Origin of the sequence: Pseudomonas sichuanensis (genome assembly GCF_024749065.1) — a bacterium.
Classification (GTDB): Bacteria; Pseudomonadota; Gammaproteobacteria; order Pseudomonadales; family Pseudomonadaceae; genus Aquipseudomonas; species Aquipseudomonas sichuanensis.
The window spans coordinates 4586926-4604920 of sequence record NZ_CP087185.1 but is presented as its reverse complement, the minus strand read 5'-3'; the positions used below and the strand labels follow the sequence as shown (position 1 = coordinate 4604920).

17 protein-coding genes are annotated in these 17995 nt (G+C 63.1%); 14 read left to right on the top strand and 3 right to left on the bottom strand.

All coding sequences use genetic code 11. From position 1 onward, the window contains the following. The 5 genes from pyrG (at position 1) to ispD (ending at position 5064) form a co-directional block, all read left to right on the top strand. The gene (gene pyrG, locus LOY51_RS20875) at positions 1 to 1629 is read left to right on the top strand and encodes a CTP synthase (RefSeq protein ID WP_110992406.1); all 1629 of its coding nucleotides are present in this window, start codon (positions 1 to 3) and stop codon (positions 1627 to 1629) included. A 3-nt stretch (positions 1630 to 1632) separates the two neighbouring features. Then, complete coding sequence (kdsA, locus tag LOY51_RS20870) at positions 1633 to 2478, top strand: 3-deoxy-8-phosphooctulonate synthase (protein WP_258642880.1); 846 nt, start codon at positions 1633 to 1635, stop codon at positions 2476 to 2478. Positions 2479 to 2632: 154 nt separating this feature from the next. Continuing rightward, complete coding sequence (gene eno, locus LOY51_RS20865; RefSeq protein WP_125859888.1) at positions 2633 to 3922, top strand: phosphopyruvate hydratase; 1290 nt, start codon at positions 2633 to 2635, stop codon at positions 3920 to 3922. Positions 3923 to 4078: 156 nt separating this feature from the next. After that, positions 4079 to 4360 (top strand): cell division protein FtsB, encoded by a 282-nt coding sequence (gene ftsB, locus LOY51_RS20860; protein WP_110992403.1) that lies wholly within the window; start codon positions 4079 to 4081, stop codon positions 4358 to 4360. Further along, entirely contained in the window at positions 4357 to 5064 is a 708-nt protein-coding gene (gene ispD / locus LOY51_RS20855; protein ID WP_258642878.1) for a 2-C-methyl-D-erythritol 4-phosphate cytidylyltransferase, read from the top strand. The genes ftsB and ispD overlap by 4 nt, the downstream gene beginning before the upstream one ends. A 131-nt stretch (positions 5065 to 5195) precedes the next feature. On the opposite strand, the gene LOY51_RS20850 is transcribed toward ispD, so the two are convergent. Next, positions 5196 to 6092 carry a LysR substrate-binding domain-containing protein gene (locus tag LOY51_RS20850; RefSeq protein ID WP_125465199.1) on the bottom strand — a complete coding sequence of 299 codons (897 nt, stop codon included), beginning with the start codon at positions 6090 to 6092 and terminating at the stop codon, positions 5196 to 5198. Between the two features lie 108 nt (positions 6093 to 6200). On the opposite strand from LOY51_RS20850, the gene LOY51_RS20845 reads away from it, so the two are divergent. The 8 genes from LOY51_RS20845 to rpoS all read left to right on the top strand — a co-directional run bounded on the left by LOY51_RS20845 (position 6201) and on the right by rpoS (position 13440). Then, positions 6201 to 7313, top strand: a complete 1113-nt coding sequence (locus tag LOY51_RS20845; RefSeq protein WP_125861402.1) for an S-(hydroxymethyl)glutathione dehydrogenase/class III alcohol dehydrogenase — start codon at positions 6201 to 6203, stop codon at positions 7311 to 7313. 10 nt (positions 7314 to 7323) lie between these two features. Continuing rightward, complete coding sequence (gene fghA, locus LOY51_RS20840) at positions 7324 to 8172, top strand: S-formylglutathione hydrolase (RefSeq protein WP_258642876.1); 849 nt, start codon at positions 7324 to 7326, stop codon at positions 8170 to 8172. A 177-nt stretch (positions 8173 to 8349) separates the two neighbouring features. Next, complete coding sequence (gene ispF, locus LOY51_RS20835; RefSeq protein ID WP_125465197.1) at positions 8350 to 8823, top strand: 2-C-methyl-D-erythritol 2,4-cyclodiphosphate synthase; 474 nt, start codon at positions 8350 to 8352, stop codon at positions 8821 to 8823. Beyond that, positions 8820 to 9878 (top strand): tRNA pseudouridine(13) synthase TruD, encoded by a 1059-nt coding sequence (gene truD / locus LOY51_RS20830; protein ID WP_125859883.1) that lies wholly within the window; start codon positions 8820 to 8822, stop codon positions 9876 to 9878. Before ispF ends, truD begins: the two co-directional genes overlap by 4 nt. After that, positions 9866 to 10615 (top strand): 5'/3'-nucleotidase SurE, encoded by a 750-nt coding sequence (surE, locus tag LOY51_RS20825; protein WP_110992396.1) that lies wholly within the window; start codon positions 9866 to 9868, stop codon positions 10613 to 10615. Before truD ends, surE begins: the two co-directional genes overlap by 13 nt. A 38-nt stretch (positions 10616 to 10653) precedes the next feature. Further along, entirely contained in the window at positions 10654 to 11292 is a 639-nt protein-coding gene (locus LOY51_RS20820; RefSeq protein WP_189654577.1) for a protein-L-isoaspartate(D-aspartate) O-methyltransferase, read from the top strand. A 177-nt stretch (positions 11293 to 11469) separates the two neighbouring features. Continuing rightward, positions 11470 to 12327 carry a peptidoglycan DD-metalloendopeptidase family protein gene (locus LOY51_RS20815; protein WP_125465194.1) on the top strand — a complete coding sequence of 286 codons (858 nt, stop codon included), beginning with the start codon at positions 11470 to 11472 and terminating at the stop codon, positions 12325 to 12327. Between the two features lie 105 nt (positions 12328 to 12432). Beyond that, a complete protein-coding gene (rpoS, locus tag LOY51_RS20810) occupies positions 12433 to 13440 on the top strand; it encodes an RNA polymerase sigma factor RpoS (RefSeq protein ID WP_110992393.1) in 1008 nt (335 codons plus the stop codon). 469 nt (positions 13441 to 13909) lie between these two features. Here rpoS and fdxA read toward each other — a convergent pair whose 3' ends face one another. Both fdxA and mutS read right to left on the bottom strand, forming a co-directional pair. Then, positions 13910 to 14233, bottom strand: coding sequence for a ferredoxin FdxA (fdxA, locus tag LOY51_RS20805; RefSeq protein WP_003252355.1), 324 nt, complete (start codon positions 14231 to 14233; stop codon positions 13910 to 13912). Between the two features lie 139 nt (positions 14234 to 14372). Continuing rightward, the gene (gene mutS / locus LOY51_RS20800) at positions 14373 to 16946 is read right to left on the bottom strand and encodes a DNA mismatch repair protein MutS (RefSeq protein ID WP_125859881.1); all 2574 of its coding nucleotides are present in this window, start codon (positions 16944 to 16946) and stop codon (positions 14373 to 14375) included. 141 nt (positions 16947 to 17087) lie between these two features. On the opposite strand from mutS, the gene LOY51_RS20795 reads away from it, so the two are divergent. Further along, positions 17088 to 17834: a LexA family transcriptional regulator gene (locus LOY51_RS20795; protein ID WP_110992390.1), complete on the top strand. Its 747-nt coding sequence runs from the start codon at positions 17088 to 17090 to the stop codon at positions 17832 to 17834. Positions 17835 to 17995: the final 161 nt, after the last annotated feature.

Below are 17995 nucleotides of genomic sequence, written 5' to 3'. Positions count from 1 at the left end.
ATGACGCGCTACATATTCGTCACGGGCGGTGTTGTTTCTTCATTGGGGAAAGGCATTGCCTCGGCTTCCCTGGCGGCCATCCTGGAAGCGCGGGGGCTCAAAGTCACCATGCTCAAGCTGGACCCGTACATCAACGTCGACCCGGGCACCATGAGCCCGTTCCAGCACGGTGAAGTATTCGTCACCCACGACGGCGCCGAGACCGACCTCGACCTGGGCCACTACGAGCGGTTCATCCGCACCACGATGACCCAGAACAACAACTTCACCACCGGCCGTATCTACGAGCACGTGCTGCGCAAAGAGCGCCGTGGTGACTACCTGGGCGCTACCATCCAGGTCATCCCGCACATCACCGACGAAATCAAGCGCCGCATCATCAAGGGCGCCGGCGATGCCGACGTCGCGCTGGTCGAGATCGGCGGCACCGTGGGTGACATCGAGTCGCAGCCGTTCCTCGAGGCCATCCGCCAGCTGCGCGTCGAAGTGGGCTCCAAGCGCGCCATGCTGATGCACCTGACGCTGGTGCCGTACATCGCCACCGCCGGTGAGACCAAGACCAAGCCGACCCAGCACTCGGTCAAGGAGCTGCGCTCCATCGGCCTGCAGCCGGACGTGCTGATCTGCCGTTCCGACCACCCGGTCGATGCCTCGTCGCGTCGCAAGATCGCGCTGTTCACCAACGTCGAAGAGCGTGCGGTGATTTCGCTGGAAGACGTCGACACCATCTACAAGATCCCTGGCGTACTGCACGCACAAGGCCTGGACGATTTCGTCGTCGAGCGCTTCGCCCTGCAGTGCAACAGCGCCGACCTGTCCGAGTGGGACAAGGTGGTCGATGCCAAGCTCAATCCTGAGCAGGAAGTGACCATCGCCATGGTCGGCAAGTACATGGAGCTGCTGGACGCGTACAAGTCGCTGATCGAAGCGATGAGCCACGCCGGCATCACCAACCGTACCAAGGTCAACCTGCGTTACATCGACTCCGAAGACATCGAGAACCAGGGCACCAGCCTGCTCGAAGGCGCCGATGCCATCCTGGTCCCGGGCGGTTTCGGCCTGCGCGGCGTGGAAGGCAAGATCACCGCGGTGCAGTACGCCCGTGAGAACAAGGTCCCGTACCTGGGCATCTGCCTCGGCATGCAGGTGGCCGTGATCGAGTTCGCCCGTAACGTGATGGGCTGGAAAGACGCCAACTCCACCGAGTTCGACCGCAACAGCGGCCACCCGGTCGTCGGCCTGATCACCGAGTGGGCAGACGCCACCGGCGCGGTCGAGACCCGTACCGAAGCCTCCGACCTGGGCGGCACCATGCGCCTGGGCGCACAGGACTGCCAGCTGGCATCGGGCTCGAAAGTGCACGACTGCTACGGCAAGGACATCATCACCGAGCGTCACCGTCACCGCTACGAAGTGAACAACAACCTGTTGCCACAACTGGTCGATGCCGGCCTGGTGGTCTCGGGTCGTTCCGAAGACGGCGCGCTGGTGGAAGTGGTCGAATCCAAGGACCACCCATGGTTCGTCGCCTGCCAGTTCCACCCAGAGTTCACCTCGACGCCACGTGACGGCCACCCGCTGTTCAGCGGCTTCGTCAAGGCAGCCCTGGCACAGAAGAACAAGGCCTGATCCATGACTCAGAAGATCATTCGCGTCGGTAACATCGAGATCGCCAACGACAAGCCGTTCGTCCTGTTCGGCGGCATGAACGTCCTGGAATCCCGTGACCTGGCAATGAAGGTCTGCGAGGAGTACGTGCGGGTGACCGAGAAACTCGGCATCCCGTACGTGTTCAAGGCCAGCTTCGACAAGGCCAACCGCTCGTCGGTGGCCTCATACCGTGGCCCGGGCATGGAAGAAGGCTTGAAGATCTTCGAAGAGATCAAGCAGACCTTCAACGTGCCGGTGATCACCGACGTGCACGAGCCCTACCAGTGCGAACCGGTGGCCAAGGTGTGCGACATCATCCAGTTGCCGGCCTTCCTGTCGCGCCAGACCGACCTGGTGGTGGCGATGGCCAAGACCGGCGCGGTGATCAACATCAAGAAGGCGCAGTTCCTTGCGCCTCACGAGATGAAGCACATCCTCGCCAAGTGCGTCGAAGCCGGCAACGACCAGCTCATCCTGTGTGAGCGCGGTTCGAGTTTCGGCTACAACAACCTGGTGGTGGACATGCTCGGCTTCGGCATCATGAAGCAGTTCGAGTACCCGGTGTTCTTCGACGTCACCCACTCGCTGCAGACGCCGGGCGGCCGTGCCGACTCCGCCGGTGGCCGCCGTGCCCAGGTCACCGACCTGGCCAAGGCCGGCATGAGCCAGGGCCTGGCCGGGCTGTTCCTCGAAGCCCACCCGGACCCGGACAACGCCAAGTGCGACGGCCCGTGCGCCCTGCGCCTGGACAAGCTGGAACCGTTCCTCGCCCAGCTCAAGCAGCTGGACGACCTGGTGAAAAGTTTTCCGACGGTAGAAACCGCGTAAAGCTCATTTCTCGGGTAAAGTACCGCCCGTTCCACCCCCTGACCTATCGGTCAGGGGCTCCCTTCGCCAGGCCTGCCCGTGCCATGTCGCCTGGTGAACGGCAAGAATTCCCAAAAGTTGCGTTAGTTTCGTCAATTCTGGAGTGCTTACAACAATGGCAAAGATCGTCGACATCAAAGGTCGTGAAGTTCTCGATTCCCGTGGCAACCCCACCGTGGAAGCCGACGTGCTGCTCGACAACGGCATCATCGGCAGCGCCTGCGCGCCGTCGGGTGCTTCCACTGGCTCGCGCGAAGCGCTGGAGCTGCGTGATGGCGACAAGAGCCGTTACCTGGGCAAGGGCGTGCTGAAGGCCGTCGCCAACATCAACGGCCCGATCCGCGAACTGCTGCTGGGCAAGGATCCGGCTGACCAGAAGGCCCTGGACCGCGCCATGATCGAGCTGGACGGTACCGAGAACAAGGCCAAGCTGGGCGCCAACGCCATCCTGGCTGTTTCCCTGGCTGCCGCCAAGGCTGCCGCCCAGGACCTGGACCTGCCGCTGTACGCGCACATCGCCAACCTCAACGGCACCCCGGGCCAGTACTCCATGCCGGTTCCGATGATGAACATCATCAACGGCGGCGAGCACGCCGACAACAACGTCGACATCCAGGAGTTCATGGTGCAGCCGGTTGGCGCCAAGACCTTCTCCGACGGCCTGCGCATGGGCACCGAAATCTTCCACCACCTCAAAGCCGTGCTCAAGGCCCGTGGCCTGAACACCGCCGTCGGTGACGAAGGTGGCTTCGCGCCGAACCTGGCTTCCAACGAAGACGCCCTGGCCGCCATCGCCGAAGCCGTCGAAAAAGCCGGCTACAAGCTGGGCACCGACGTGACCCTGGCCCTGGACTGCGCCGCTTCCGAGTTCTACGAAGACGGCAAGTACAACCTGTCCGGTGAAGGCAAGTCGTTCGACGCCGAAGGTTTCGCCGAGTACCTCAAAGGCCTGACCGAGCGTTTCCCGATCATCTCGATCGAAGACGGCCTGGACGAGTCCGACTGGGCTGGCTGGAAAATCCTCACCGACAAGATCGGCGAGAAAGTCCAGCTGGTGGGCGACGACCTGTTCGTTACCAACACCAAGATCCTCAAGGAAGGCATCGAGAAGGGCATCGGTAACTCGATCCTGATCAAGTTCAACCAGATCGGCTCGCTGACCGAAACCCTGGAAGCCATCCAGATGGCCAAGGCCGCCGGCTACACCGCGGTGATTTCGCACCGTTCGGGTGAAACCGAGGACTCGACCATTGCCGACCTGGCCGTTGGTACCGCTGCTGGCCAGATCAAGACCGGCTCGCTGTGCCGCTCCGACCGCGTCAGCAAGTACAACCAGCTGCTGCGTATCGAAGAGCAACTGGGTGCCAAGGCCGTCTACCGTGGCCGCGCCGAGTTTCGCGGCTGAGCAAGAGATGGTAAAAAGGCAGCAGCCGAGGCAGCCTGAACATTCGTACTGAATGTTCAGATGCTTCACACGGGTTTCTGTCGACGAAGCCTGGCCTCGGCCAGGCTTCGTGCTATCGGAAGCTCGCTGCGGCGGCCTTATACCCTGGATATCTTCATGCGCAGTCCCTATTGGTTGTTTCTCGTTCTGCTCCTGCTGCTCGGCGGCCTGCAATATCGCCTTTGGGTGGGTAATGGCAGCCTGGCGCAAGTGACCGAGCTCAAGCAGCAGATTGACGAACAGCACGCCGAGAACGAACGGCTGCTGGAGCGTAATCGCGTGCTCGATGCGGAGGTCCTGGAGCTGAAGAAAGGTATGGAGACCGTGGAAGAACGGGCTCGTCATGAACTGGGGATGGTCAAGGAGGGCGAAACCCTCTACCAGTTGCCGCAAAAATGACTCAGCAATTGCCGGCCTTCTGGGCCGTGATTCCCGCCGCGGGCGTTGGTGCCCGCATGGCTGCCGACCGGCCCAAGCAGTATCTGCAGTTGGGCGGGCAGACCATCCTCGAGCATAGCCTCGACTGTTTTCTAGGCCATCCTGCGCTCAAGGGCGTGGTGGTCAGCATTGCCGATCAAGACCCGTACTGGCCCGGCCTGCGCTGTGCCAGCGATGGGCGCATCCAGCGTGCCCCGGGCGGGCACGAGCGTGCCGACTCGGTGCTCAATGCCTTGCTGTTGCTGCATGCCCAGGGTGCGTCGGACGACGACTGGGTACTGGTGCACGATGCGGCGCGGCCGAACCTGGCACGTAGCGACTTGGACCGGTTGTTGACCGAGTTGGCCGATGACGCCGTGGGTGGCTTGTTGGCGGTCCCGGCGCGGGACACCCTCAAGCGTGCCGGCGCCGATGGCCGGGTGAGTGCCACGGTGGACCGCAGTACTGTCTGGCTGGCGTATACGCCGCAGATGTTCCGTCTGGGGATGCTGCACCGGGCGCTGGCCGAGTGCCTGGTGTCGGATGTGGCGGTCACCGACGAGTCCTCCGCCATCGAGTGGGCCGGCTACGCGCCACGGCTGATCGAAGGGCGCAGCGACAACATCAAGGTGACCCGGCCGGAAGACCTGGAGTGGTTGCGTCAGCGCTGGGCGACTCGCCGCTAAAGGTCATCTGCCTGTAATGGCCTCTTCGCGGGTAAACCCGCTCCCACAGGACTGTCACTGACTTCAGGTGCGGTGAAATCCTGTGGGAGCGGGTTTACCCGCGAAGAGGCCAGTACAACCAGCCGCTATCTTCAGCCCTGGCGATACTCCGGCAACAGCGCCAACCCTTCCTTGAGATAGTCCACCAACCGTCGCACCTTCGGCGACAGATGCCGCTGCTGCGGATAAAGCGCCCACACCGCCGTGTTCGGTGGCTGGTGCCCCTCCAGCAACGACACCAGCGCGCCGCTGTGCAGATGTTCCAGCACGTAATAATCCGGTAGCTGACACAAGCCCATCCCCTGCAGCGCCGCATCCAGCACCGCCTGCCCGCTGTTGCAACGCCAATTGCCCTGCACCCGCTGGCTGAATTCGCGCCCATCCTGCTGCAGCGCCCACAGGTCGGAGCTGCCGATCAGGCAATTGTGCCGCGCCAGTTCCGACAGGCTGTGGGGGCGACCATAACGCTCCAGGTAGGCGGGCGAGGCGCACAGGTACATGCGCCGAGGCGCCAGGCGCGTGGCGACCAGTCGCGAGTCCTGCAGGCGGCCCAGGCGGATCGCCATGTCCATGCCTTCATGCAGCAGGTCGAGGGTGCGGTTGCTCAGTTCCACTTCGACCCGTAATTGCGGGTACTGCGCCATGAACCGCGTCACCAGCGGCACGATGAACCGCTCACCATAGGCAACGGCGCAGGTCATGCGCAGCAAGCCTTTGGGTTCGCTGGCCAGATCGCCCATGGCGCGCAGCGCCTCTTCACGGCCATCCTGCAGGCGCTGGCAGTGCTGGAGGAAGGTCTGCCCGGCTTCGCTCAGGGTCACCCGCCGGGTGCTGCGGTACAGCAGGCGGGTCTGCAGGCGTTCTTCAAGGCGGGCGATCTGCCGGCTGATATGGGACGAGGACACCCCCAGGCGCTCGGCGGCCGCGGTGAACTGGCCTGATTCGGCGACGGCGACGAACTCGTCGATGCCTTCCCAGCGACTGCTCATGGATTATCCCTGTATGGCAATAATGTTTTTTAGTTGGCCGGATTATTCATCAAATAGGCATGAATTACACTGCGAGACTGATATCGACACTCTGTCTGGAGACCCATGATGATCAAGTCCCGTGCTGCCGTAGCCTTCGAGGCCAAGAAACCCCTGGAAATCGTCGAAGTTGACGTGGCCATGCCCAAGGCCGGTGAAGTGCTGTTGCGCGTGGTCGCCTCCGGGGTCTGCCACACCGACGCCTACACCCTGTCCGGTGCCGACCCGGAGGGCATCTTCCCGTCGATCCTCGGCCATGAGGGCGGGGCGATCGTCGAGGCGGTAGGTGAGGGCGTCACCTCGGTGGCGGTCGGTGACCATGTGATCCCGCTGTACACCCCGGAATGCGGCAAGTGCAAATTCTGCCTGTCGGGCAAGACCAACCTGTGCCAGGCGATCCGCGCCACCCAGGGCAAGGGCCTGATGCCCGACGGCACCAGCCGTTTCAGCTACAAGGGCCAGCAACTGTTCCACTACATGGGTACCTCGACGTTCTCCGAGTACACCGTGCTGCCGGAAATCTCCGTGGCCAAGATCCAGAAGGAAGCGCCGCTGGAGAAGGTCTGCCTGCTCGGCTGCGGCGTCACCACGGGCATCGGTGCCGTGCTCAACACCGCCAAGGTCAAGCCGGGTGACACCGTGGCCATCTTCGGCCTGGGCGGCATTGGCTTGTCGGCGGTGATCGGTGCGGTCAAGGCCAAGGCCTCGCGCATCATCGCCATCGACATCAACCCGGCCAAGTTCGAGATCGCCCGCCAATTGGGCGCCACCGACTGCATCAACCCGAAGGATTACGACCGCCCGATCCAGGAAGTCATCGTCGACCTTACCGACGGCGGCGTGGACTTCTCCTTCGAGTGCATCGGCAACGTGCAGCTGATGCGTGCGGCGCTGGAGTGCTGCCACAAGGGCTGGGGCGAGTCAGTGATCATCGGCGTGGCCGGTGCCGGCCAGGAAATCGCCACCCGTCCGTTCCAGCTGGTCACCGGCCGCGTCTGGCGCGGTTCGGCGTTCGGCGGCGTGCGTGGCCGCAGCGAGCTGCCGAGCTACGTGGAGATGGCCGAGAAGGGCGAGATCCCGCTGGATACCTTCATTACCCACACCATGGGCCTGGAAGACATCAACAAGGCCTTCGACCTGATGCACGAAGGCAAGAGCATCCGTAGCGTTATCCACTTCTGAGGCCCCTGCCATGACGCTGGAAAACATCTCCTGCCAGAAAAGCTACGGCGGCTGGCACAAGCGCTACCGGCACAGTTCCAAGGTGCTCGGTTGCGACATGGTGTTCGCCGTGTACCTGCCGCCCCAGGCCGAGCAGGGCGAGAAGCTGCCGGTGCTGTACTGGCTCAGCGGCCTGACCTGCACCGACGAGAACTTCATGCAGAAGGCCGGCGCCCAGCGTCTGGCCGCGGAGCTTGGGCTGATCATCGTCGCCCCTGATACCAGCCCGCGTGGCGAAGGGGTGCCGGGTGATCCGGAGGGCGCCTGGGACTTCGGCCTGGGGGCCGGCTTCTACCTCAACGCCACCCAGCAGCCCTGGGCTCAGCACTACCGCATGCACGACTACGTGGTGGACGAGTTACCGGCACTGATCGAAGCGCACTTCCCTGCGTCCGATCAGCGCAGCATCAGTGGCCACTCCATGGGCGGGCATGGCGCGCTGGTCTGCGCCCTGCGCAACCCGGGGCGTTACCGCTCGGTGTCGGCGTTCTCGCCAATCAGCAACCCGATGGACTGCCCTTGGGGCGAGAAGGCTTTCAGCCGCTACCTGGGCGAAGACCGGGCGCGCTGGCGCGAGTGGGATGCCAGTGTGTTGCTGGCCGAGGCGGGTGAATGCCCGCCGCTGCTGGTGGACCAGGGGGATCGCGACGACTTCCTCGAAAAACAGCTCAAGCCAGAGGCGCTGGAGCAGGCCGCCCGCAAGGGTGGGCATGGGCTGACCCTGCGTTTGCAGCCGGGTTACGACCATAGCTACTACTTCATCGCCAGCTTCATCGATGAGCATCTGCGCCATCATGCGGTGGCACTGGGCAGGGTTTGACCTGGCAGCATGGTGTTGGCTTTTTCGCGGGTAAACCCGCTGCCACAGGGTATCTGCAGCCCTCGGCTTGCAGCGTTCCTTGTGGGAGCGGGTTCACCCGCGAAGGGCTGCACAGCAGCCCCAAGACTGCATGAAAGCAGGTAGAATCACGCCCTGTCTCAATCAGGGCGTTTTTCTATGCGTATTGGCCATGGCTACGATGTCCACCGTTTCGCCGACGGTGATTTCATTACCCTGGGCGGGGTGCGTATCCCCCACAAATACGGCCTGCTGGCCCATTCCGATGGTGACGTGCTGCTGCATGCCCTGAGCGATGCCCTGCTTGGCGCTGCGGCGCTGGGCGACATCGGCAAGCACTTCCCGGACACCGACCCGCAGTTCAAGGGCGCCGACAGCCGCGTGCTGCTGCGCCATGTGCTGGGTGTGGTGCGCAACAAGGGTTGGAAGGTCGGCAACGTCGACGCCACCATCGTCGCCCAGGCGCCGAAAATGGCCCCGCATATCGAAACCATGCGCCAGCGCATCGCCGAAGACCTGCAGGTCGAGCTCGACCAGGTCAACGTCAAGGCCACCACCGAAGAAAAGCTGGGCTTCACCGGCCGTGAGGAGGGGATCGCCGTTCACGCGGTTGCCCTGTTGCTGCCGGTATGAACGAACTGCAACTGCTGGGGCCGCGTGCCTCGGGTGACGCCCTGGGTACTGCAGTGCTCAAGGCGGTGGCCGAAGATTTCCAGGTCGACGAAGTGCTCGACATCCCGCTGTCCGGCCAGGGCGAGCACCTGTGGCTGTGGGTCGAGAAGCGTGACCTCAATACCGAAGAAGCCGCCCGCCGCCTGGCGCGCGCCGCCGGCGTGCCAGTGCGCTCGATCAGCTATGCCGGCCTCAAGGACCGTCAGGCCCTGACCCGCCAATGGTTCAGCCTGCACCTGCCGGGCAAGGCCGACCCTGACCTGTCCCGTGCCGAAGACGAATCCCTGCGTGTGCTCAAGCAGGTACGCCACCAGCGCAAGCTGCAGCGTGGCGCCCATGCGGCCAACGGTTTCACGCTGCGCCTGACCGCGCTGCAGGCCGACCACCAGGCCCTCGATGCGCGCCTCGAGCAACTCAAGCAAAAGGGTGTGCCCAACTACTTCGGTGGCCAACGTTTCGGCCATGCCGGTGGCAACGTTCACGATGCCCAGGAATGGGCGGCGCGCCAGGCGTTGCCGGAGCAACGCAACCTACGTTCGCGGTTGCTCTCGGCGGCGCGCAGCTACCTGTTCAACCAGGTGCTGGCCGCGCGCGTGGCCGATGGCAGCTGGCAGCGCGCCCAGGTCGGCGACTTGTTGGCCTTCACCGACAGCCGCAGCTTCTTCCCGGCGGGAGAGGCCGAGTGCAGCGATCCGCGCCTGGCCATTCTCGACCTGCACCCCACCGGCCCGCTGTGGGGCGAAGGCGATGCCCCGAGCAGTGGCGCCACGCTGGCGATCGAATCGGCCATCGCCGAACAGCATCCGGCACTGTGCCAATGGCTGGCGCGTGCGGGCATGGATCACGAACGACGCATCCTGCGGCTCCCTATTGGGCGGCTGACGTGGCATTATCCCGAGCCTGATATCCTGCAACTGGAATTCGTCCTTCCGGCCGGATGCTTCGCCACCGTGGTGGTGCGCGAACTCGTCGATCTGGTGCCGGCAGGGCAGACGGACAGCCCATGCGTATTCTGATTTCGAATGACGACGGTGTTACCGCACCAGGCCTCGCCGCGCTGCATGCTGCGCTGGCGGATTACGCCGAGTGCGCGGTGATTGCCCCGGATCAAGACAAGAGCGGCGCCGGCAGTTCGCTGACGCTGGACCGGCCCCTGCACCCGCAGACATTGGCCAATGGCTTCATCAGCCTCAACGGCACGCCGACCGACTGCGTGCACCTGGGGCTCAACGGCCTGTTGCCGCATACCCCTGACATGGTGGTGTCGGGTATCAACCTGGGCGCCAACCTGGGCGATGACGTGCTGTATTCCGGCACGGTCGCGGCTGCGCTCGAAGGGCGCTTCCTGGGTGGAACGTCACTGGCCTTCTCGTTGCTCTCGCGGCAAACCGACAACCTGCCGGCGGCGGCCTACATCGCCCGTCGCCTGGTCGAGGCGCAGGCACGCCTGGAGCTGCCGCCACGCACCGTGCTCAACATCAACATCCCCAACCTGCCGTTGGAGCATATCCGCGGCATCCAGCTCACCCGGCTGGGGCATCGAGCACGCGCGGCGGCACCGACCAAGGTGGTCAACCCGCGGGGCAAGGAAGGCTATTGGATCGCCGTGGCCGGCGATGCCGAGGATGGTGGGCCGGGCACTGACTTCCACGCGGTGATGCAGGGCTATGTGTCGATCACCCCGTTGCAGCTGGACCGCACCTTCAATGACGCCTTCGAGCGCTTCGAGGGCTGGCTGGAGGGCGTGCTCTGATGCGCGAACAGGACGATCTGATGCGCCGAGGTATCGGCATGACCTCACAGCGTACCCGGGAGCGGCTGATCCAGCGCTTGTGCGAGGAAGGCGTGTCGAATACCCAGGTGCTCGACGCGATTCGCCGTACCCCGCGCCACCTGTTCGTCGACGAGGCCCTGGCGCACCGTGCCTACGAAGACACCGCGTTGCCGATCGGCCACAACCAGACCATCTCGCAACCCTTCATGGTTGCGCACATGAGTGAGCTGTTGCTGGAGGCCGGTCCGCTGGACAAGGTGCTGGAGATCGGCACCGGTTCGGGCTATCAGACCGCGATCCTGGCGCAGTTGGTGGAGCGGGTGTTCTCGGTGGAGCGCATCAAGGTCCTGCAGGACCGTGCCAAGGAGCGTCTGGTCGAGCTCAACCTGCGCAATGTGGTGTTTCGCTGGGGCGATGGCTGCGAAGGCTGGCCGGCGCTGGCGCCGTACAACGGCATCATCGTCACCGCCGTGGCGCCGGAGGTGCCCCAGGCACTGCTTGACCAACTGGCACCCGGCGGGCGCATGGTCATCCCGGTCGGGCCGGCAGGGGAGGTGCAGCAGTTGATGCTGATCGTCCGCGAAGAGCACGGTTTCTCGCGCCGCGTGCTGGGGGCGGTGCGCTTCGTGCCGTTGCTCAACGGCCCGTTGGCCTGACAAAACACGGAATATTTGCGCCAGCAGCGAATTCCCGCGGCCGGGCCCTGTCTATCTGGCGGGGTATCTGGCGTTCGCCGGTTCACTACGGGCCACCCCAAGCGAGGCGGCTCGGTTATAATTGCAACATTATTGCATTTTGCATCGTCATCTTTCGGCACCATGAGGGGAGCGCGGGTGGGTCACACAGGCATTGGGCAGCGCAAGGAACGATCGGTTTTGAAGCTTGTGGTGATTGCGCTGGCCATGGGAACCCTGTTGGCCGGCTGCTCCAGTACCGGCTCGAGCGGTGCGCGGGTGGTCGACCGCAACAATGCCGCGCCCAAGCGCCCGGCTGTCACCTCTGGGCAGTACGTGGTCAAACCCGGCGACACGCTGTTCTCCATCGCCTTCCGCTACGGCTGGGATTACAAGGAGTTGGCGGCGCGCAACAATATTCCCCCGCCCTACACCATTCGTCCGGGCCAGCCGATTCGCTTCAGCAGTGGTGCCGGTGGCAGTACCACGGTGGTCACCAGCAGCCCATCTTCGTCGAGTAAGACCACAGTCATCCGCCGCCCGGTCGGTACCCCGCCGCCGCCGGCGAGCAATGGCAAATCGGCCACTTCGGCGTCTTCGTCTTCCTCGCAAACGGTTGCCCAGGTGCCCGCCGCAGAGCGCGCCGTTGGCGGCTGGACGTGGCCGGCGAACGGCGTGCTGATTGGAAAATTTGCTTCAAACGGCAGTTTGAATAAAGGCATTGATATCGCCGGTGATTTGGGACAGCCTGTTTTTGCTGCCGCTGATGGTGCAGTGGTTTACGCGGGGAGTGGCTTGCGGGGCTACGGCGAGCTGATCATCATCAAGCACAGCGATACCTACGTCAGTGCCTACGGCCACAACCGCAGGCTTTTGGTTCGGGAGGGGCAGCAGGTCAAGGCAGGGCAGACGATCGCAGAGATGGGATCCACGGGCACTGATCGGGTGAAGCTGCATTTCGAGATTCGCCGCCAGGGTAAACCCGTCGACCCACTCCAGTTCCTGCCACGCCGTTGATCTTTGTCCCAGCCTGTTCCTCCGACGTAGAGGGGACAGGCTCCAGCGCTACCACGGAAAGGTGACGCTCGAGTCTGAGTTCGAACTCAGCAAAGGACTATAACAATGGCTCTCAGTAAAGAAGTGCCGGAGTTTGACATCGACGACGACCTGCTCCTGATGGAGACAGGCATCGTTTTGGAAACGGATGTGGTGTCAGACGAACCTGCTGTACCTTCGGTTCGGACCAAGTCGAAACAGAGCGCATCGCTCAAGCAGCACAAGTACATCGATTACAGCCGGGCGCTCGATGCCACCCAGCTGTATCTCAACGAAATCGGCTTCTCGCCTCTGCTCTCGCCAGAGGAAGAAGTGCATTTCGCGCGCCTGTCGCAGAAGGGCGACCCCGCAGGGCGCAAGCGCATGATCGAAAGCAACCTGCGCCTGGTGGTGAAGATCGCCCGTCGTTACGTCAATCGTGGCCTGTCGCTGCTCGACCTGATCGAGGAAGGCAACCTGGGCCTGATTCGTGCGGTGGAGAAGTTCGACCCCGAACGCGGCTTCCGCTTCTCGACCTATGCCACCTGGTGGATCCGCCAGACCATCGAGCGGGCGATCATGAACCAGACCCGCACCATCCGCCTGCCGATTCACGTGGTCAAGGAGCTCAACGTCTACCTGCGTGCTGCGCGGGAGCTGACGCAAAAGCTCGACCATGAGCCGTCACCAGAAGAGATCGCCAACCTGCTGGAGAAACCGGTAGCCGAGGTCAAGCGCATGCTCGGTCTCAATGAGCGGGTTTCGTCGGTGGACGTCTCGCTGGGTCCGGATTCCGACAAGACGCTGCTGGATACGCTCACCGATGACCGCCCCACCGACCCTTGCGAGTTGTTGCAGGACGATGACCTGTCGCAAAGCATCGACCAGTGGCTGGGCGAGTTGACCGACAAGCAGCGTGAGGTCGTCGTGCGTCGTTTCGGCTTGCGCGGCCATGAAAGCAGTACCCTGGAGGACGTGGGCCTGGAGATCGGCCTGACCCGTGAGCGGGTGCGGCAGATCCAGGTCGAGGGCCTCAAGCGCCTGCGCGAGATCCTCGAGAAGAACGGTTTGTCCAGCGAGTCCTTGTTCCAGTAGCACTGACGTCGCCGCAAAAAAACGCCCCGATAATCTCGGGGCGTTTTTGTTCACCCAGGCTAAATGTTTAGTTATCTACCCTTGTGCTATCGCGTGTAAGCGATCGCTTACTTGTGATGTAAGTAATCGTTGTAGGGGTTAGTAAATCAATGTCGTTTCCACTGACGTACTTTTTCTAAGTGGCTGAATATAAAGATATTTTTCGATGTTAACGATTGTTGCGCCTGAAATCTCTTGAGAGATTCGTCGCTTGCCGGCGCCGTGGGAATCGCTAGTATTCGAACTGTGCCGACGGACAGGCACAGGTGCTCAGGATGAGTGCCAGGACATCGCAGGAAGCGATTCATCAGGACGATGAGTGGGATATACAGGGACTACGGAAAAAATGTGGGCGGGTCAAACCGCCCCTTTTTTTTGCCCGCTGAAAATGAAAAAAGGCCCATTAAGGGCCTTTTTTGCATCTGGACGATCAGCGCTCCAGATCGGCGATCTTGCCTGGCTTGCCGTCCCACTCTTCAGCGTCGGGCAGAGCGTCCTTGCGCTCGGTGATGTTCGGCCAGATCTCCGCCAGCTCGGCGTTCAGCTCGATGAAGTTCTCCATGCCGGAAGGCACTTCGTCTTCAGAGAAGATGGCCTGGGCCGGGCACTCTGGCTCGCAGAGTGCACAATCGATGCACTCGTCCGGGTGAATCACCAGGAAATTCGGGCCTTCGTAGAAGCAGTCCACCGGACAGACTTCCACGCAGTCGGTGTATTTGCATTTGATGCAGTTGTCGGTGACGACGAAGGTCATTTCTAATTCTCTCCTCAGGCGACGGCAGCTTGCCCTTCCTTCCAGGGCAGCGCGGTTCACGGTGGTGGCTGCAGGCCAGGCTAATAACCTGCAGCGCTCGCGAACCGCGCCGGATTCTACCAGCTTGTGTGGGTGGCCGTTATAACAGGTTCTTCAGTTGATATAGCATTTCGATAGCTTGGCGCGGCGTCATGTCGTCCAGCTCCAGCTTACCCAGCTTCTCGATGGCCGGGTGTGGCAGGCTGGCGAACAGGTCGCTTTGGTGCGGCACGCCCGGCTCGCCCTTGCTCTTGCTGGCAATCGGCGTTTCATGGGGCAGGCTGGTGGTTTCCAGGCGGCCCAGGTGCTCACGGGCACGCTGGATCACCGGCCCCGGCACGCCCGCCAGTTGCGCCACGGCCAGGCCGTAGCTCTGGCTGGCAGGGCCAGGCAGCACGTGGTGCAGGAAAACGATGCGCTCATTGTGTTCGGTGGCGTTCAGGTGCACGTTGGCCACCAGCGGCTCGCTCTCCGGCAGCACGGTCAGTTCGAAGTAGTGCGTGGCGAACAGCGTATAGGCACGCAACTGGGCCAGGCGCTCGGCGGCGGCCCAGGCCAGCGACAGGCCGTCGAAGGTGCTGGTGCCGCGGCCCACTTCGTCCATCAGCACCAGGCTGCGGTCGGTGGCGTTGTGCAGGATGTTGGCGGTCTCGCTCATCTCGACCATGAAGGTCGAGCGCCCGCCGGCCAGGTCGTCGCTGGAGCCGATACGGGTGAAGATGCGGTCGACCAGCGACAGCTCGCAACGGGCTGCCGGCACGAAGCTGCCGATATGGGCCATCAGCACGATCAGGGCGGTCTGGCGCATGTAGGTGGATTTACCGCCCATGTTCGGGCCGGTGATGATCAGCATGCGTGTGCTGTTGTCCAGGCCCAGGTCGTTGGCCACGAACGGCGTGGTCAGCACCTGCTCGACCACCGGGTGGCGGCCCTGCTCGATACGCAGGCAGGGTTCGTCGACGAAGCTGGGGCAGTTCAGGTCCAGGTTCAGCGCGCGCTCTGCGAGGTTGCTCAGTACGTCCAGTTCAGCCAGGGCGGCAGCGCTGTCTTGCAGCGGTGCCAGGTGACCGATCAGGGTTTCGAGCAGGGCGTCGTAGAGCATCTTCTCGCGAGCCAGGGCGCGGCTCTTGGCCGACAGCGCCTTGTCCTCGAAGGCCTTGAGCTCAGGGGTGATGAAGCGCTCGGCGCCTTTGAGCGTCTGGCGGCGAATGTAATCGCCCGGTGCCTGCTCGGCCTGCTTGGTCGGCAATTCGATGAAATAGCCGTGTACGCGGTTGTAGCCGACCTTGAGGTTGGCCAGGCCAGTACGGGCTTTCTCGCGGGCTTCCAGGTCGATGAGGAACTGGCCGGCGTTCTCGCTCATCGCCAGCAGCTCGTCGAGCTCGCTGTCGTAACCGGTCTTGAGCACGCCGCCGTCGCGGATCACCGCGGGCGGGTTGTCGATGATCGCCCGCTCTAGCATGCCGGCAAGTTCGGGGTAGGTGCCGGTGATCGCGGCCAGACGCGCCAGGTGCGGCGCCTCAAGCTCAGCCATGGCGTTCTGCAGCTCGGGCAGGGCGCCGAGGGCGTCGCGCAGGCGCGCCAGGTCACGCGGGCGGGCGTTGCGCAGGCCGATACGCGCCAGGATGCGTTCGAGGTCACCGATCTCCTTGAGCTGCGGCTGCAGCTTTTCGAATCGGTAGCCGTCGAGCAGGCAGCGGATCGAGTCCTGGCGCGCCTTGAGTACTTTGAGGTCGCGCAGCGGGCGGTTCAGCCAGCGGGTCAGCAGGCGGCTGGCCATGGCGGTCTGGCAACGGTCCAGCACCGACTGCAGGGTGTTGTCGCGGCCACCGGCCAGGTTGATGTCCAGCTCCAGGTTGCGGCGGCTGGCGGCATCTAGGATGACGGTGTCGTCCATGCGCTCGTGGCGCAGGCTGCGCAGGTGCGGCAGGGCAGTGCGCTGGGTTTCCTTGGCGTAGGTCAGCAGGCAACCGGCGGCGCCGATGGCCAGGGTCAGCTTGTCGCAGCCGAAACCTTTGAGGTCCTTGGTTGCAAACTGCTGGCACAGGCTCTTGCGCGCCGAATCACGGTCGAAGTCCCATGGTGCACGGCGACGAGCGCCTGGGCGCTTCTCGGCCGGCAGGCCCTGGGGCCAGTCATCGGGGATCAGCAGCTCGACCGGGTTGATGCGCTCAAGCTCCGCCAGCAGGTTCTCCCAGCCCTTGATTTCCTGCACGCTGAAGTTGCCGCTGGTGATGTCCAGCACCGCCAGGCCGAACAGGCGTTCATCGCCCAGTAGGGCGGCGATCAGGTTGTCGCGGCGCTCGTCCAGCAGGGCCTCGTCGCTGATCGTGCCGGGGGTGATGATGCGCACCACCTGGCGCTCCACCGGGCCCTTGCTGGTGGCCGGGTCGCCGATCTGCTCGCAGATCACCACCGATTCGCCGAGCTTGACCAGCTTGGCCAGGTAGCCTTCCAGCGAATGGAACGGAATCCCGCACATGGGGATCGACTGGCCCGCCGACTGGCCGCGGGCGGTCAGGGTGATATCCAGCAGTTTCGCGGCTTTCTTCGCATCTTCGTAGAAGATCTCGTAGAAATCGCCCATGCGGTAGAACATCAGCTGGTCCAGGTGCTGGTTCTTCAGCTTCCAGTACTGCTGCATCATCGGGGTGTGTGCGGAGAGATCAGACATTCAGGGCCTTACAGCGGGTGGTCTGGTGGCAAATTGCGAAACGCGTAATGGTACAGGCTTTTTACGCCTGCTGCAGGGCGTATGGGTGGGGCAAAACTACGCGCCGCGGAGTGATTGCATTTACCTTGGGTGGGCGGCATTATGCACGCTATGCAAAAACGCAACGTAGCCTCCACTCTTAAAGCGCTGCTCGAACGCCACGGCCTGTCCCCGACAGAGCTGCACCGGCGCACGGGCATCCCGCAATCCACGCTTTCGCGCATTCTCAGCGAAAAGATCGTCGACCCGTCCGACAAACACGTGTCGAAGATCGCCGAGTATTTCGGCGTGAGCACCGATCAACTGCGCGGCCGTGCCGAACTGGGCGACACCCGTGAAGCGGCGCCACGCACCGAGGCGCATGCGGCGCTGAGCGATATCAGCCTGTGGGACGATGAAACCCCCGTCGAGGATGACGAGGTGTCTGTTCCTTTTCTTCGTGAGGTCGAGTTGGCAGCAGGATCAGGAAGATTCGTCATCGAAGAAAGCGAGCACGCACGCTTGCGCTTCGGCAAACGCAGCCTGCGCCACAACGGCGTGCAATTCGATCATGCCAAGTGCGTGACGGTACGCGGCAACAGCATGCTGCCGGTGCTGCGTGACGGCGCTACGGTAGGGGTCAACACCGGCAGGTGCACCATCGGCGATATCATCGATGGCGATCTTTACGCCATCAACCACAACGGCCAGCTGCGGGTGAAGCAGGTCTACCGGTTGCCCACTGGCATCCGTCTGCGCAGCTTCAACCGTGATGAGCACCCTGACGAGGACTACAGCTTCCAGCAGATGCAGGACGAGCAGATCAGTCTGCTGGGCCACGTGTTCTGGTGGGGCATGTACGCACGCTGACCCACCTTGATTCCCGACGAAAACCCGCTTAGGCGGGTTTTTTTTCGTCTGCAGAAAAGCCCTACACCCCACGTCCAACAAGCCCTTCATGCATTTAGGCAAAAGTGAATGCATAAATGTTTGAACAAATGCATTGACTGCATATGCATTGATGCATAACC

What these genes read in the sequence shown, in the direction of transcription:
- pyrG (WP_110992406.1), top strand. Translation starts at nt 1, where the DNA reads ATGACGCGCTACATATTCGTCACGGGCGGTGTTGTTTCTTCATTGGGG.
- kdsA (WP_258642880.1), top strand. Translation starts at nt 1,633, where the DNA reads ATGACTCAGAAGATCATTCGCGTCGGTAACATCGAGATCGCCAACGAC.
- eno (WP_125859888.1), top strand. Translation starts at nt 2,633, where the DNA reads ATGGCAAAGATCGTCGACATCAAAGGTCGTGAAGTTCTCGATTCCCGT.
- ftsB (WP_110992403.1), top strand. Translation starts at nt 4,079, where the DNA reads ATGCGCAGTCCCTATTGGTTGTTTCTCGTTCTGCTCCTGCTGCTCGGC.
- ispD (WP_258642878.1), top strand. Translation starts at nt 4,357, where the DNA reads ATGACTCAGCAATTGCCGGCCTTCTGGGCCGTGATTCCCGCCGCGGGC.
- LOY51_RS20850 (WP_125465199.1), bottom strand. Translation starts at nt 6,092, where the DNA reads ATGAGCAGTCGCTGGGAAGGCATCGACGAGTTCGTCGCCGTCGCCGAA.
- LOY51_RS20845 (WP_125861402.1), top strand. Translation starts at nt 6,201, where the DNA reads ATGATCAAGTCCCGTGCTGCCGTAGCCTTCGAGGCCAAGAAACCCCTG.
- fghA (WP_258642876.1), top strand. Translation starts at nt 7,324, where the DNA reads ATGACGCTGGAAAACATCTCCTGCCAGAAAAGCTACGGCGGCTGGCAC.
- ispF (WP_125465197.1), top strand. Translation starts at nt 8,350, where the DNA reads ATGCGTATTGGCCATGGCTACGATGTCCACCGTTTCGCCGACGGTGAT.
- truD (WP_125859883.1), top strand. Translation starts at nt 8,820, where the DNA reads ATGAACGAACTGCAACTGCTGGGGCCGCGTGCCTCGGGTGACGCCCTG.
- surE (WP_110992396.1), top strand. Translation starts at nt 9,866, where the DNA reads ATGCGTATTCTGATTTCGAATGACGACGGTGTTACCGCACCAGGCCTC.
- LOY51_RS20820 (WP_189654577.1), top strand. Translation starts at nt 10,654, where the DNA reads ATGACCTCACAGCGTACCCGGGAGCGGCTGATCCAGCGCTTGTGCGAG.
- rpoS (WP_110992393.1), top strand. Translation starts at nt 12,433, where the DNA reads ATGGCTCTCAGTAAAGAAGTGCCGGAGTTTGACATCGACGACGACCTG.
- fdxA (WP_003252355.1), bottom strand. Translation starts at nt 14,233, where the DNA reads ATGACCTTCGTCGTCACCGACAACTGCATCAAATGCAAATACACCGAC.
- mutS (WP_125859881.1), bottom strand. Translation starts at nt 16,946, where the DNA reads ATGTCTGATCTCTCCGCACACACCCCGATGATGCAGCAGTACTGGAAG.
- LOY51_RS20795 (WP_110992390.1), top strand. Translation starts at nt 17,088, where the DNA reads ATGCACGCTATGCAAAAACGCAACGTAGCCTCCACTCTTAAAGCGCTG.